Annotated in this window: 9 protein-coding genes and 1 tRNA gene; 3 read left to right on the top strand and 7 right to left on the bottom strand. The window is 41.2% G+C overall.

Translation table 11 applies throughout. From position 1 onward, the window contains the following. Positions 1-1,283: 1,283 nt before the first annotated feature. The 5 genes from V7K35_RS18500 to glcD all read right to left on the bottom strand — a co-directional run bounded on the left by V7K35_RS18500 (position 1,284) and on the right by glcD (position 8,030). Positions 1,284-1,355: transfer RNA gene (locus tag V7K35_RS18500), tRNA-Lys, on the bottom strand. Between the two features lie 62 nt (positions 1,356-1,417). Beyond that, on the bottom strand, positions 1,418-3,664 hold the full coding sequence (locus tag V7K35_RS18495; protein ID WP_335080656.1) for a sensor histidine kinase: 2,247 nt from the start codon (positions 3,662-3,664) through the stop codon (positions 1,418-1,420). Positions 3,665-4,027: 363 nt separating this feature from the next. Next, positions 4,028-4,591 (bottom strand): hypothetical protein, encoded by a 564-nt coding sequence (locus V7K35_RS18490; protein WP_335080655.1) that lies wholly within the window; start codon positions 4,589-4,591, stop codon positions 4,028-4,030. A 17-nt stretch (positions 4,592-4,608) separates the two neighbouring features. Next, positions 4,609-5,838: a glycoside hydrolase family 10 protein gene (locus V7K35_RS18485; RefSeq protein WP_335080654.1), complete on the bottom strand. Its 1,230-nt coding sequence runs from the start codon at positions 5,836-5,838 to the stop codon at positions 4,609-4,611. 719 nt (positions 5,839-6,557) lie between these two features. Beyond that, positions 6,558-8,030, bottom strand: coding sequence for a glycolate oxidase subunit GlcD (gene glcD / locus V7K35_RS18480; protein WP_335080653.1), 1,473 nt, complete (start codon positions 8,028-8,030; stop codon positions 6,558-6,560). Between the two features lie 734 nt (positions 8,031-8,764). On the opposite strand from glcD, the gene V7K35_RS18475 reads away from it, so the two are divergent. After that, entirely contained in the window at positions 8,765-9,472 is a 708-nt protein-coding gene (locus V7K35_RS18475) for a Uma2 family endonuclease (protein WP_335080652.1), read from the top strand. A gap of 56 nt (positions 9,473-9,528) precedes the next feature. Here the strand turns inward: V7K35_RS18475 and miaA are convergent, their stop codons facing one another. Continuing rightward, positions 9,529-10,434, bottom strand: coding sequence for a tRNA (adenosine(37)-N6)-dimethylallyltransferase MiaA (miaA, locus tag V7K35_RS18470; protein ID WP_335080651.1), 906 nt, complete (start codon positions 10,432-10,434; stop codon positions 9,529-9,531). Positions 10,435-10,616: 182 nt separating this feature from the next. Here miaA and gyrB point away from each other — a divergent pair, with 182 nt between their 5' ends. Both gyrB and rpoD read left to right on the top strand, forming a co-directional pair. Further along, positions 10,617-12,554 carry a DNA topoisomerase (ATP-hydrolyzing) subunit B gene (gene gyrB, locus V7K35_RS18465; protein WP_334794599.1) on the top strand — a complete coding sequence of 646 codons (1,938 nt, stop codon included), beginning with the start codon at positions 10,617-10,619 and terminating at the stop codon, positions 12,552-12,554. Positions 12,555-14,248: 1,694 nt separating this feature from the next. After that, positions 14,249-15,415: an RNA polymerase sigma factor RpoD gene (gene rpoD / locus V7K35_RS18460; RefSeq protein WP_273766849.1), complete on the top strand. Its 1,167-nt coding sequence runs from the start codon at positions 14,249-14,251 to the stop codon at positions 15,413-15,415. A gap of 118 nt (positions 15,416-15,533) precedes the next feature. On the opposite strand, the gene V7K35_RS18455 is transcribed toward rpoD, so the two are convergent. Further along, positions 15,534-15,719 carry a chlorophyll a/b-binding protein gene (locus V7K35_RS18455; RefSeq protein WP_334722262.1) on the bottom strand — a complete coding sequence of 62 codons (186 nt, stop codon included), beginning with the start codon at positions 15,717-15,719 and terminating at the stop codon, positions 15,534-15,536. Positions 15,720-15,981 lie beyond the last annotated feature (262 nt).

The following is a 15,981-nucleotide window of genomic DNA, read 5'->3' as shown; positions in this document are numbered from 1 at the left end:
TGTGTAAATTTGGGTTAGTTTGACTGCTGTTAAACAGTCTTGCTTTCTGACCCTAGTAGCTACCCACCTTGATGCTGCTGTCCCTTGTGGACAGGAATAAGGTGCGCCCCCAGTAATAGAGGTGCGGGTTTACCGCAGTGGTGGCTACTGAATCACCTCCGACCAAGGAGGAACCCACCTTAATTATTTTTTGGCGAATCGAAGCGGGGTCAATTTCCCTGGGGATCTGCCAAAAGTCTAAATCGCTTATTTAGTAAGGTTTATAGCCTTTACTGTGTCAATTGATTTACTTTTTTAAGTATTGACTGATAGGTGATTTTGGGAGACTTGCCAAAAATGCATTCAGAACTGTTGGCAAATCAAAGGTTTGGAGCGCAGAGTTTCAACACCCCTCCCAGCTAGAGGCGGGTTGAAAGCGCTCAAGGTCTTCATATTCTCGTTCTAGTTTCCGAGGTTTCAACACCCCTCCCAGCTAGAGGCGGGTTGAAAGAATGATGATGGCAACCCACTTATTTCACTGACTACAGGTTTCAACACCCCTCCCAGCTAGAGGCGGGTTGAAAGCCAGCTATTTGCCAAGCCGGAATTGAATGCCCCCAGTTTCAACACCCCTCCCAGCTAGAGGCGGGTTGAAAGAAGCTGGTCAACGTTGCCCATTCTTTACCATCTTCAGGTTTCAACACCCCTTCGGATAGAGATGTGTTAAAAGATTTATATCTTATTTTTCAGATTAGCTACAAAAGTTTTGTTAAAAAGGGTGGGTTGAAAGGACTCTTAATCTATTGGTCGTAAATGTTTTGGACAAAAGAATGTTTTATAACAAGGTGAGATTAAACGCACAGTACGTTATAGATTCTTGCTGCAAGCACCAACTTTGGGTATCTTGCAAAAGCATTCTAGGCGGTTTTTTTTAAAGCATCGCAATCACTTAAAAGTGAGATATAAATGGAATATTATAGGAAAGTTACATCTATAGGACTTAGGCATTGACAGGAAAGACCAAATGTGGAGTATGGATTTCAAGGCATTTAACCTTAATCTATGGCTACTTTTTACGCGATCGCTATTTATCAAAGGATGATTAATAAAAGCCTGAAACGACGTACTTACGTTAATGTACAAGATAATAAATTTGTACAGGGCGTAAGTCATAATCTAGTTCTCTAAAGTGCCATTAATTTCTCAAGGAAGATATTAATCTGTTAACAATGACATTAATTAGTTAAAATTGACAATAGTCTGTTAACAGTGACAAATAATTAGTTAATGTACAACTTTAAAAGTGGGTGACGAGGGATTTGAACCCGCAACCAATAGATTAAGAGTCTACTGCTCTACCGTTGAGCTAGTCACCCGCACGAATAACCATAATAGCAGACTTTTGACAATTTAGCTAGTGCCGCGCTTAAAAAACCAATTAAAGGGGGAATTTGATGGTGAAGGTGGTTTGACCTGCTCCACTCTCTACATAAATTGAGCCGCCTAAATGTCTGACCATTTTCTGGACTAATGCCAATTCCAGTCCAGTACCGCTATGTTTCCAAGGATCATGTTTGGAAAGGTGATAGAAAGGCTCAAAAATCCGTGACAGTTCATTGCTGGTAAGCTCTAGTCCTGAATTGCTAATATTAAGCTCTACTGCATCCCCTATTAGGTGAGCAGAAACTGTGACAAATTCACCTGCTGGAGTATATTTGCAGACATGGTTGAGTAGTTCAGTAATAATCCTCTCCATATCTGTGATATCTGTTTCTAAAGGCGGCAGTGCATGATCAATACTGACGTTTAACTGTTGTCCCTGGCAGTTGGTGAGGTCTCGAAAAGACTCGACAATGGGGTGAAGCCAGCTTTGTAAGTCAATAGCAATCAAAGTTGGGGCATCGGGTTCGGCTTCGAGATATGTGAGTGTGAGTAGATCGTTAATTAACTTAGTTTCTCGCGCACACTCGTTATGCAGAATCTGCAAGAGTTGTGGAACTATTTCTATATCTGATATTTCTGCTGGTGTGAGGACGCTTTCGAGGGTTTGGACTGCAAGGCTGATGCTAGTTATTGGTGTCCGCAATTCTTGAGACAGGTTTCTGAGAAATTGGTTTTTGAGCTGATCGCCTTTTTCTAATTCTTTTACCTGTTCCTGGTTTTTTTCGTAAAGCTGGGTTTGACGAATAGCGATCGCACATTCATTTGCTAACTGCTGCACTAGCTCAATTTCAAATTCATCAAAGCCCTCTTGTGTCGGTCTTGTCAACCAAATATTTCCCAAAATTCCTTGAGGATCGAAAATTGGACAAGCCATCTGGGACATAACTAATAGGTTTGGTTGCCATCCCGGCACAATTTCCAAAAATTGCAATGGTTGTTTTTGCAACAGCGGCTGATAAACTTCAAAACGGTCTGCAATCTGTCTAGTCAATCCTTTAGACTGGGGTAGGTTAATGGTATGCTCGTAAGTAATAGTTACCAGGGTTTGGCAACTGCTATAAAGTTCAATTTGGCAACGGCCAAGGTTCAGTAACTCTGCTAATTCCTGAGTTCCTGTCTGTAACACCTGAGGTTGATCCAGACAGTCGCGGATTTGTTCTGTCATCCGTCGCAACAAGGCTTCAAAGTTTCGCACCTGCTGCAACTGATTTATGTGCTTCTGTTTTTGCAACTTTAACTTTGCTTCTAAATCCTTAATCTGCTGATAAAGTTCTGCCTGCCTAGCAGCAATGCCGATTTGAGTTGCTAACTGCTTGAATAAGTCAGTTTCTGTTTGCTGCCATTGATGCGATTGGTGGCAATGGTGGGCAATTAACAGCCCCCACATATCTTGCTCTTTGAAAATCGGCATGACTAAATTGGCTCTGATCTGCAAAGATGCCAGGAAATCTATATGGCAAGGATGCAACCCGGCTGCATAAATATCCTCGACAACTTGAATGCAATCTTGCTCGTAATCTTCTCGATGTTTGCCACCCAAGCAGGGATCGGTAAGCTTTTTTCGCAACAGTAGATCACTCGCAGCCATAGTTGATTCGGCAATGATTACCCCACTTCCATCAGCCTCGAAGCGATAAATTAACACGCGATCGCAATTCAAAAACTGCCGCAGTTCAATTGTTGTCTGATGCAGAATTGTCTCTAATTCTACAGATTGGTGAATTCGTCCAGCGATCGCTTCTAGCAATCGCTCCCGTTCAACTTGGAGTCCGACTGCTTGTTCTGCTTGCTTAACAGGGATGATATTGCTACTAGTACCAATCAGCCGATAAATCCTATTAGCATCCCTCAGTGGGGTGAGAGTCGTACTCCACCAAGTAGGAACCCCCTGGAATTGCAAACATTGTTCGTAAGAAATAGTTTGACCGAAATGCACACACTCGGCGTAATGTTGACGCACCTTAGCAGCATCAATGGGGGAGAGAATATCCTCTGGTTTTTTGCCTCGAAGCTCATCTGAGCGAATGCCTATCCACCGCTCATGAGTGGGATTAAGTGCCACATACCGAAAATCTCCATCCTCCAGAACATCTACTACAAATATTGATGCTTGCACAGAATCGTACATGCTCAGTAAAAACTGCTCACTACTGCTTTTATCATCTACTTCGATGCCGAAGAGAATCTGAGGAGGTGATAATTTTGTCAACTTTATAGTTGATTCCGCTGGATTTATATTCATGCGAGAGTCCCTTTCTGGTATTACTGACTCTTCTAGGCGCTCTCTTATCGTTACGCTTGTAGTAGATGCACTTTAGCGCCTACAGCAAAGTATTGTCAGCTGTTGCTCATCGAAATTTGGATCTTTCTTTACTTCTTATCAGAAATCTAGGAAAGCTAATAGGAGTCAGCTTAACAAATCCTGCTTTTTGAAGGCGAAAATGCATTTGCAAGTTGGGGCAAACTTACTGAAGTTAATTTTTAACAGTTTCTTAGGATTCTTGCGTATATCTAAGTGTAAATATCAGTATACATCAATTAAATTTATATTTCTTAATAAGTTTTTGTTTAATATATCTGAGAAAAGAAGCAGGGGAATGGGAACTCACGTTCGCAATTTGTGAGCGTGAGTTCCGGTGAGGATGCCAACCAACAACCAAGTGATAGCTAATCCGATGACTTCACCGAAGAATAACTGCGTCAAACGGCGCAAGATCATCCCCACAGCAAAACCCACAGGGACAGCAACAGCCCAACTTGCCGAAGAGACAAATATCCATCGCCACGCCATAGGCTGGAGAATTGCCAACCATTGTGCCAATCCAATCCCCAAGCCGCCAAGTGCCCCATAAATCGCCCCAGACAGGATTCTCACAGGAAAAATCTGAGTGCTAGGTACTATCCAACCCACCGCTCCAATACCGATGGCAGTGATGATACTCCAACCCAAAAGACTTGACAAAATCCACCTGATGCCAAATACAGGTTCTTTGAGAAGACAACCTTGAAAAAGTGCGATCGCAAATCCGCCAATAGCTGCTTCTACCACTCCAATATCTGGTTTTTCGCCGACTTCAATTAAGAGTAAACTTAATAAAAAACCGCCAAGAGTAGCGAAAGTCCACAGCAATGTAAAGCTAAATCTAGTATTTCCTGGCGCGAATGGCATCAAACTTTCTTTATTTTTTATGGTTTGACAGTTTTAGCATTAAACATATTAAAAAAAGCTTTGCGCCGCTGTTGGGGTGATTCCGGTACGATATAACCCCAGAGACTCTCCCAGTAGAAAAAAGAGATACCATCAAAATTGCGATCGCGCACTGCTTGAACCTGTTCTCTAACTTGTGCGATTTTCACAGGATTACGCACCGTTCCCGTTGATATACCAATTTCTACAGGAATTAGACTTTGAGCCAATTTCACAGATGGAAGTTCTAGTTGAGCGATAAAAGAGTTTTTGTCATTTCGATAAACCTGCAAAATTAGCTCATCAACTAAACCTTTTTTTACCCAATTTACCCAGTCTTGCAAATAGTATTTGTAGGCAAAAGCTTGATAGTTGGGAGACAGAGATATTCTGACTTTAGGCTTAACTGCCTTCACAGCTTGATAGATTTCTGCCATAAAATCAGTAATTTTGTCTGCTCGCCAACGCATCCATTCTGAGTTAAAAGGATCAGTTGGGGGATTTTTGCCTTGATGCTCTTGCTGGTAGAGTTCAATAGTGAAGCGATCGTAACCAAACTGTACTGGCATTCCAAAGTGGTCATCAAGCTGAATACCATCCACATTGTAATCCCTAACTACTTCCAAAATTAGCCCTTGGATAAACTCTTGTACTTGTGGATGTAAGGGATTCAACCAAGCCAGCTTACTTACCAAAACATTGTCAATTTCTTCCGGTGGGGCATCTTGGGTAGATTTTATACCTTGTTGCCCAATTGTCAACCAGTCGGGATAACGCCTTGCTAATTGTGAATAATGGGGCGTCATAAACCCGTATTCAAACCAGGGGATGACTCTCAAATTTTTATTTTTAGCAAGTGTGACTATCTTTGTTAAAACATCTTGTCCAACGTGCATGAAGTTGAGCAAAGGTTGAGTATTTGAGCCTGTAGTCATTTGAGCTACAGCACTTTTATAAAAAGTATGTCCTCGGTTCCAAACTACAGGATAAATTGTGTTAAATTTGAGAGCCGATAATTGGTTTATAGCACGGTTAATACCCCAAGGTACAAATAGTACACCACTAGCAACATTAGTTAGCCAAACGCCGCGAATTTCTGTAGTTAAAGGACTTGTTTTTTGGTAATAGACTGGGAGTGAAGAGACTGAAGAGAGTGAAAAAACTGTTAAAGTGACTACTAATCCCAAACACAGTAAGTAAGAAATATAACGGCGAACAACCCGATTCATTTATAAGTGTGACCTAGTGCGATCGGAATATATATAACTACAAAATAAACTTGTAATCCTCCGGATGATGTAAACAAATGATGATTTTAGGGACTTCCAGTTAAAAAACATCTCATGTAGGGGCGCAAGGACAAGATCCTCTACAAATGTACAAATAATTTTGGATAATTTATTTTTTATCAGTCTCTTACGCCATGATGTAAATTAATAAATGTGCCTTAGCAGACTATTCTCGCTATTTTTAATTCTGTGAAATAAGTAGAAGGGCTTAATAAAACTAAAGCTCGTAGTAAGCGGCTCTAGCCCCTTAAAACCTTAGAGGTTGTTTGAAAAGTCGTGATTGATGTATTAAATATTTTTTTACCCCTCCCTAACCCTCCCCGATATATTGGTGAGGGGACTGGATTTTCTAGTTTCCCCCCGATATATCGGGGGGATTAAGGGGGGTGATAAAAATCACAGTCAAACACTTTTCAAACATCCTCTTATACCAAGCGATAAATCGCTCACTACGAACAAAAGTTTCATCTTACATTTAATTACGTCTATCTACTTACAACAGACCATGCTGTGCGTGGTTTACCCACGTTAGGCGCACCCCTCAAACTCTCGTTCCCAGTCTCCACCCCATATACTAACTTGAGGCAGAGCCTCCTATAAGTGCATTCCCTGGCTCTGCCAGGGAACGAGAGTAACTACGAATGCACCTTTGCAGAAAATTAAAATCTTTCCACGCCTTCAAATTGCTTGACTGCCGATGCATTTGCTGCTTCACCACAAGTTCGTGGTGTAGGAAATATCTTTTCAGGATTTGCTAACCCTTTAGGATTAAAAACTTGCCGCACCCATTGCATAGTTTCTAAATCAACTTGGCTAAACATCTGTGGCATATAGCACTTTTTCTCTTCACCGATGCCATGCTCACCAGAAATACTACCACCAACTTGGACACAAAGTTTGAGAATTTTTCCCCCCATTTCTTCTACTTGCTCTAATGCTCCAGACACAGAATTATCATAAAGAATTAGCGGGTGAAGATTGCCATCGCCAGCATGAAATACATTAGCAACTCGATAACCGTATTGCTCACTTAATGTCTTAATCTCATGTAGAACATAAGGCAACTGAGTCCGAGGAATTACACCGTCTTGTACATAATAATCTGGACTTAAATGCCCAGCCGCAGCAAAAGCGGCTTTGCGTCCTTTCCATAATTTCAATCGGGTTTCTGGATCAGTAGCAGAAGTGACATTACGCGCACCATTCTTTTTACAAATTTCGGTAACTCGCTGCTTATTTCCTGCAACTTCTACTTCTAAACCGTCGATTTCTATTATTAAAATAGCAGTAGCATCGCGGGGATAACAATTAGTTGCTACAACATCTTCAACTGCATTGATGCTGAAGTTATCCATCATTTCCATACCACCAGGAATAATTCCGGCGCTGATGATGTCAGAAACCGTTGCTCCAGCAGCTTCGATGCTAGTAAAATCTGCCAGCAACACACAAATTGATTCTGCACTTTTGAGAATTCGCAAAGTAATTTCTGTGGCAATTCCTAAAGTGCCTTCAGAACCAACAAACACACCCGTTAAATCATAACCAGGCATTTCTGGAATTTGTCCGCCTAAATCGATAATTTCCCCTTCTGGCGTGACAATTTTTAATCCTAAAACGTGGTTAGTCGTGACTCCATACTTGAGACAATGGACGCCACCAGAATTTTCGGCAATATTACCCCCAATAGAGCAGATAATTTGACTGGAAGGATCAGGAGCGTAGTAAAAACCAGCACCACTAACAGCTTGTGTTACCCAACTATTAATCACCCCTGGTTGAACAATCGCTCGTTGGTTTTCCAAATCAATGCTGAGGATTTGCCGCATTAAAGAAGTGACAATTAAAACAGAGTTTTCTAATGGTAAAGCGCCACCAGATAGACCAGTGCCAGAACCGCGAGCGATAAAAGGTATAGAATATTGATTGCATATTTTCACCACTTGGGCAACTTGTTCTGTAGTTCTGGGTAACACCACCACAGCTGGACGTTGGCGATAGCCAGTTAAACCATCGCATTCATAGGTAATAAGTTCTTCACGGCGTTGGACAACACCATTTTTGCCAAGGACAGCCTCGAATGCTTTGAGAATGGGTTTCCAGTTGAGTTGTTTTTTATCTTGGGTAAGCATAGTTTTTTAAAGTTCAAGGTAGATGTATGGCGTATTGCAGGCTTTTGCTTTTTTGGGGGGCTTTAATTACTATTGTTGCAAAAATAGCACTTAAGGGTGAGTAAAAAGCGATGTCTGATGACCAGCCGCTCTGCGTCTACGCATTTGATGTAGAGTAAGTGCGATCGCATGATTTGAGTCCCAAAGGTGCAATGTTTCTTAACAAGTGCGTTGAATGATGGTAAAACCCAATATTATGTTAACTCTGGGGTTAAAGTAACACGGAGTCAGACATTCAACAAAAGAGGGTAAAATGACTTACCAAATTTTAGATTCCACTCAAAATTAATTGCAAAGCTGCAAAGCCTAGCACCCGAACAGCAACAACATCTGCTAAAATCTCGGCTTGGTAAGCTAAATTTAAGCTCGTCGCTTCCTAATTTAATCGAAACTCAACAGCGAGTGAATAATCTACAACTATAGTAATCCTAAATCAATCGCACGCATCTTCAACAATAATTTAGATGGTTGGATGGTAGCCGTTCGTACTCATCTTTAGCTAGCATGAAGTTCTGTAAACCAATGGTGTTTGGGGTGACACACTGTTATTGCTTGCTTAAGTTCACAAGTTCTGAAAAAAGATTTCATTGATAACTACTCCTCACAATTTTTAAGTATAAAATATTGAGTCAGTGCACCTTCCCATCCCCAATCAACTAACCTAGAAATAACGCTCTCAAATACTGCATAAAGTCATGGTTCAGCAAGTTCTAATCAATAATGATGATTACTATGTGCCAGATGCCAACCAGCTAGTGACTGAAGATGATACACCTGTGGACAATTTTGCTTCGGAAAAACAACAACGCCTGTTGGTTGGATCTCTTTATAGTTCTCTACAGCAGCAGACTTTTTTAGCAGCAGCAAATGTTGGCATCTACCATACAGACGGACAACCTGCAATTGTACCTGATATATTTCTCAGCTTAGATGTCCAAGTACCTGAAAATTGGTGGGAGAAACAAAATCGTTGTTATATGGTTTGGCGTTTTGGCAAACCACCAGAAGTTGTCCTCGAAATTGTCTCTAACAAAGAAGGTGATGAACTGGGCAAAAAGCTGCAAACTTATGAACATATGCGGGCAAGTTACTATATCGTATATGATCCAAATCAGCAATTAGGAGAACAAGTACTACGCGTTTATGAACTTAGGGGAAGGCGCTACTTTGAAACTTCAGAAAATTGGTTAGAACAAGTTGGTTTAGGCGTAACTTTGTGGGAAAGTACATTTGAAGATAGACAAGATACTTGGTTACGCTGGTGCTACCAAGATGGTACTGTTTTGCTGACTGGGGATGAACGCGCTGAACAGGAACGACAACGTGCCGAACAAGCAGAACAACGCATCCAATTGCTAGCAGATAGGGTACGGGCTATGGGCGTAGATCCCGACACTCTCTAGAAGACTCGCTGTAAAGATGCAAAGTTTTTTTACGTCTTTACATGAGCAAAAAATTCTTAGGAACTTGTACAATTTATAAACTCATTTATCCGATGCCAAACCTTCTCTAATAAATCAGAATCATCTGCATCAAACCATTCAATTTGCGGATATGCTCGAAACCAAGTGCGTTGTCGCTTGGCAAATTGTCGCGTATGTAAAATTGTTAATTCTTTCGCTTCATCGAAAGAAATATCTCCAGCCAAATATTGCTTAATTTCTTGATAACCCAAAGTATTCAACAAAGACAAATCAGCGCCATATTTCTGACAAAGATACTCCACTTCACCGACCAAACCATCTGCTATCATTTGGTCGGTACGCTGTTTAATCCGATTTCTCAACTTTTCAACATCGTAATCTAAACCGATTTGCAAAATTGGATAATTTGGTGGATTCTCCCCTTGTTGTTCTGAAATTGGATATCCGGTAACATAATATACCTCTAATCCTCTTAAAGTTCGCACTGAATCATGAGCATGAATTTTTTGTGCTGCAACAGGGTCAACTTGTTGTAACATTGCGTAGAGTTGAGGCTGACCGAGAGATTCAAGTTGCGATCGCAATTCTATTTGCGGTGCGACTCTAGGAATTCTCATCCCTTGGACAATGGAGCGTATATATAAACCAGTACCACCAACTAGTAAAAGTGGTGTAACATCAACAGAAGCAATTAAAGCTTGTGTTTGCTGTTGGTAGTCTGCTACTGTCATCATGTCTGTTGGATCGCAGATATCTATTAGATAGTGCGGCACTAATTTTTGTTCAGCCACAGTTCCTTTAGCCGTACCAATATCAAACTCACGGTAAACTTGACGAGAATCGGCACTGAGAATTACAGAACCCAACCGCATCGCCAAAGCCAAAGCCAAACCTGATTTACCCGTTGCCGTCGCCCCACAAATCACAATTAATTTAGTCATTTCTTCCCCATCTCCCTTATCCGGCTTATCCTCTCCCTCTTCCACGGCAGTGCAACCCCTGTATAAACTTCTCTTGAAAATGCCCTACAGACGCCAGCAAGGCTTTTGTGTTACAATCTTGGAGTGTTTTGACTTTCATTTGCCTTTTGGCGAGTTCAACCCCACGCATCAGGAGAGTTTACATGACGAGCAGTTACAGTGCCGATCAGATTCAAGTTCTGGAAGGTCTGGAAGCCGTCCGCAAACGACCAGGAATGTACATCGGTACTACCGGGCCGCGAGGACTCCACCATTTAGTTTACGAGGTGGTGGACAATTCAATCGATGAGGCTTTGGCGGGTTATTGCACCCATATAGAGGTGGATCTCAACGCTGATGGTTCCGTGACTGTAACAGATGATGGTCGCGGTATTCCCATCGATACTCACTCGCGCACCGGAAAATCGGCTTTGGAAACCGTGATGACGGTACTGCACGCTGGTGGTAAGTTTGGCGGCGGTGGTTACAAAGTTTCTGGAGGATTGCACGGGGTTGGTATTTCTGTTGTTAATGCCCTGTCTGAGGTTGTAGAAGTTACGGTTTGGCGAGAGAAAAAGGTTCATATCCAACGCTATGAACGCGGTATCCCAGTTACAGAATTGCAAGTCAAGCCTTACAAAGAAGCTAGAACCGGAACTTCTGTCACCTTTAAGCCAGATACCCAAATCTTTACAATTAGCATTGAGTTTGATTACATCACTTTATCAGGTCGCCTACGGGAGTTGGCGTATCTAAATGCAGGTGTCAAAATTACCTTTACTGACCATCGTTTAGAACTGCTAAAAAGCGATACACCAAAAGTAGAATCCTACAATTACAAGGGTGGTATTAAAGAATATATCGCTTACATGAACCGTGAGAAGCAGCCGCTGCATGAAGAAATTATCTATGTGCAGGGTGAACGGAACAATGTACAAGTGGAAGTTTCTTTGCAATGGTGTACTGATGCTTACACGGATAATGTTCTAGGTTTTGCCAACAATATTCGCACGGTTGATGGTGGTACGCACTTAGAAGGGTTGAAAGCAGTTCTGACTCGGACATTAAATGCGATCGCCCGTAAGCGCAATAAAATTAAGGAGAATGAACCAAATCTCAGTGGTGAACACGTCCGCGAAGGTCTAACTGCGGTTATTTCTGTTAAAGTCCCAGATCCAGAATTTGAAGGACAAACCAAGACTAAACTCGGTAATACCGAAGTGCGAGGAATTGTCGATTCTTTGGTGGGAGAAGTCCTCACCGAATACCTAGAATTTCATCCGGCGATCGCAGACTCAATTTTAGATAAAGCTATCCAAGCTTTCAAAGCCGCAGAAGCAGCGCGTCATGCGCGGGAATTAGTTCGACGCAAATCAGTACTGGAATCTTCGCCATTACCTGGTAAATTGGCAGATTGCAGTTCTCGTGACCCCAGCGAATCGGAGATATTCATCGTGGAAGGGGATTCAGCCGGTGGGAGTGCCAAACAAGGACGCGATCGCCGCACTCAAGCTATCTTACCTCTACGTGGTAAAATTCTCAACATTGAAAAAACCGACGATGCTAAAATCTATAAAAATAACGAAGTTCAAGCGTTAATTACAGCCCTCGGTTTAGGTGTCAAAGGTGATGAATTCGATTCCACTCAACTGCGCTATCACCGCATAGTGATCATGACGGACGCTGACGTAGATGGGGCGCACATTCGGACTTTGTTGTTAACATTCTTTTATCGATATCAGCGATCGCTCATTGAACAAGGCTTTATTTATATTGCTTGTCCCCCATTGTATAAAGTAGAACGGGGACGTAATCATGAGTACTGCTATAGCGATCGCGAAAAAAATCAAGCAATCGCCAAATTCCCTGCTAACGCTAACTATACCATCCAACGCTTCAAAGGTTTGGGTGAAATGATGCCACAACAACTCTGGGACACTACAATGAACCCAGAGACTCGCAAAATGAAGCAAGTCGAAATTGAGGATGCCGCAGAAGCTGATCGCATCTTCACAATTTTAATGGGCGATCGTGTCGCACCCAGACGAGAATTCATCGAAACCTATGGTTCTAAACTCAATTTCACCGATCTAGATATTTAATATCAATTTCCTAACACGACTCTAATAATTTGTGACATTGGTAATGGGTGATACGTTTTCACCCATTACCTTTTTTATAGTGTCTACATCTCCATCTAATCTATAGCAGTCCTAAATCATTCGTAAAAAACAAGATCCCCGACTTTGTAAAAGTTGTCGGGAATCTATGGCTTTCAAGTATTGATTAAGATTCCTGGAACAGACTTTTGGTAAAGACTTTATATCCTAATACGCCTGGGTTAAGGTTTGATCCTCCCTAACCCTTTTTAAGGGGAACGGGCGCGGTCTTCTCTCTACAGTCCTTCTAAAGACAGGAAACGCTCTTGCGTTCGGGCATCCTACAGCAGGTGCTAGCTTTTGACAAAAATTCAATTTCTATTATTAGCAAAACTACCAACTTTATTGGAAATTTAGTCAGACAATACTCTTTACATTGACTGGCTAATTAATTTTGCCCACCAGCTAATAACACATTTTTTATACTTTAATAAAATAACTTAATATTATCTATCAAACAGCAATTAATTAAATATCTTGAGGATTTCTCATAATAAGATGACAGAAAATTACCGAAATAAAAGTATTTAAATTTACAATTTCTTTACGTAAAAAAGTTTTTTGACCAAATCATCAGGCAATCTTCTGGGTTCTCTCTGTTCGGGGTGATGGCTGTTGGAAGCAGGCACCATCTGGCTGAAAACTTGTTAATATCTTCATGTACTAAGGTAGCGATCGCTATTGTATCGTATGTATCTAATGAACTTTTGTCTTAAATAGGACTATAGTGGTAAGTTCGCAGACAAATCGTTTTTGAATTGATTAAAATATCTTTGTATACAATAAGAAGAGTTTGTCAAGTTTCATAGGGCTGAAATCGCCACAGTGCGCTAACCTGTGAATAAGGCCGAATTAGTTAAACCTAAATTGATCTGCTATCAGGTTGATTATGCCACAGCCTCAACTCCCAGTTAAGGTAATTAGTACGCAGAAGGTTAACTGCTTTCAGGCAAGCACCATCACCCTTGTTGTATTTACCCAAGGTCAAGACCTGCTGTAGTCTAAGGAATGCCTAATTTATGAAGGAAATGTAAAAATGGATAAATTAAGACTTGTCGTCTGAGTTAACATACAATGCCCTCTTTCTAAGTGATTAATGTTGTGTAAAATACATGAAATTCGGCAAGAGCAAGCGTACTTACTTCGTAATGTAATAAGAGCGTCACTGCAATTCCGAAAAGTGGAGAAAAATTTCAGGGTATAATTCCCGTTTTTAATGTCTTTTTGGTAATGGTGGCTAACAATTGCTGTGGGAGTTCATGATTAATACACAAAAAGAGTGCAATTTCTGTGAAACAGGCTACAATCGTAAGAGTCTTTATAGGAAAATCTGCCAAAAGTCTGAATTTTTTTGTATAGATTGGCAAGTTTGTTGATAAAGGCGAGTCTTTTTTTTGACCAGTTAGTTGAAAGCAATATGTGATAGCAACACATATAACATTTACTAAGGTGAGTAAGTCACCTTTAGTAATTGCTTAAACTAAACTAAAATCCCTCCGACCGGAGGTGCAAAATGTCCGAAAATAATTCTGGCAAATGTGCCAAAAAGCTTATTTTCGATTGACAACTAGCTCGTTTAAAAGAGCAGTAAACACATCTTGAGTAATTGATTCTGCAAGGAGCATGAGGAACGCGGCATGAACCAGGCTAACAACGTACTCGAAAGCTATCAGCCTGACCTAGAAATAATGAATCAGCCTGAGCTCGAGTTAGAAGAACTCTTAATAGACGATGAAGAGGACTTGCTGATCATCGATGAAGGTGACGATGAATTTTTAGAGCCTCAGTCTGATGAGGACGACGCAAAGTCTGGAAAAGCCGCTAAATCGCGTCGTCGGACACAAAGCAAGAAAAAGCACTACACTGAAGATTCAATTCGGCTTTACTTGCAAGAAATTGGTAGAATTCGGCTGTTGCGGGCAGACGAAGAAATTGAATTGGCGCGGAAAATAGCCGATTTATTGGAATTAGAGAGGGTGCGGGAAAGACTCTCAGAACAGTTAGATCGCGATCCTCGAGATAGTGAATGGGCAGAAGCAGTGCAACTACCACTACCAGCCTTTCGTTATCGCCTGCATGTTGGTCGCAGGGCGAAAGACAAGATGGTGCAATCTAACCTGCGTCTTGTGGTTTCAATTGCTAAAAAATACATGAATCGTGGTTTGTCATTCCAAGATTTAATTCAGGAAGGCAGTCTCGGTTTGATTCGCGCCGCTGAAAAGTTTGACCACGAAAAAGGTTACAAATTCTCTACATACGCTACATGGTGGATTCGTCAAGCAATTACCCGCGCGATCGCAGATCAATCCCGCACTATTCGCCTTCCAGTTCACCTCTACGAAACCATCTCTCGGATTAAGAAAACTACCAAGCTGCTGTCTCAAGAAATGGGTCGCAAACCCACCGAAGAAGAAATCGCTACTCGCATGGAAATGACCATTGAGAAGTTGCGGTTTATTGCTAAATCCGCCCAGTTACCCATTTCACTAGAAACGCCCATTGGGAAAGAAGAAGATTCTCGATTGGGCGATTTTATTGAATCCGATGGTGAGACACCAGAAGACCAAGTTTCCAAAAATCTTCTGCGCGAAGACCTTGAAAAAGTCCTCGACAGTCTCAGTCCCCGTGAACGAGATGTCCTCAGACTGCGTTATGGCTTGGATGATGGTCGGATGAAGACCCTTGAGGAAATCGGACAGATTTTCAACGTCACCCGCGAACGGATTCGTCAAATTGAGGCAAAAGCACTCCGCAAGTTACGCCATCCAAATCGCAACAGCGTTCTCAAGGAATATATTCGGTAATTATTAGTCATTAGTCATTTGTTTAAAGCGAATGACTTAATTACAAACAAATAAAAAACCTGGTGGTGAATTAACACCCCAGGTTTTTTTATTTATAAGTCATCTTAAATATTAAAACTTATAGGATGCCCCAGTAATGTAGGAAGCCTTGACCAGAAAAAAGCTCAACTAAAACGGCTGCTAAAAAGCCAATCATTGCCAAACGACCGTTCCAAATTTCTGCTTGTGGGGTAAAGCCCCAGCGCCAAGCGTTGCGATCTTCAATTACCGGAGTAGTTACTTTTGTTGTGCTTACATTTGTCATGGTTGGGACTCCAAACTTAATTCTTAAGGTTTGTTGCTTTATGTAAACTAATATAACAAATATTTTCGTAAAAGCAACATTTTTTATACTTTTGTTTCCATAGCTTGACATAAATAGAAATGGCCATTTATACAGATTAAAACATCTGCCTTCAGTTAGATTTACAGAGGTAGAAAAATACTATTTGGATTTTTACCGTCATAGACAATATTAGCTTATTGATATTAATTATCAAATGTTTTTTGAATTGGTCGTATTAGTA

Source organism: Nostoc sp. (assembly GCF_036917275.1).
GTDB lineage: Bacteria > Cyanobacteriota > Cyanobacteriia > Cyanobacteriales > Nostocaceae > Nostoc.
This window is presented reverse-complemented; position numbering and strand designations above follow the sequence as displayed.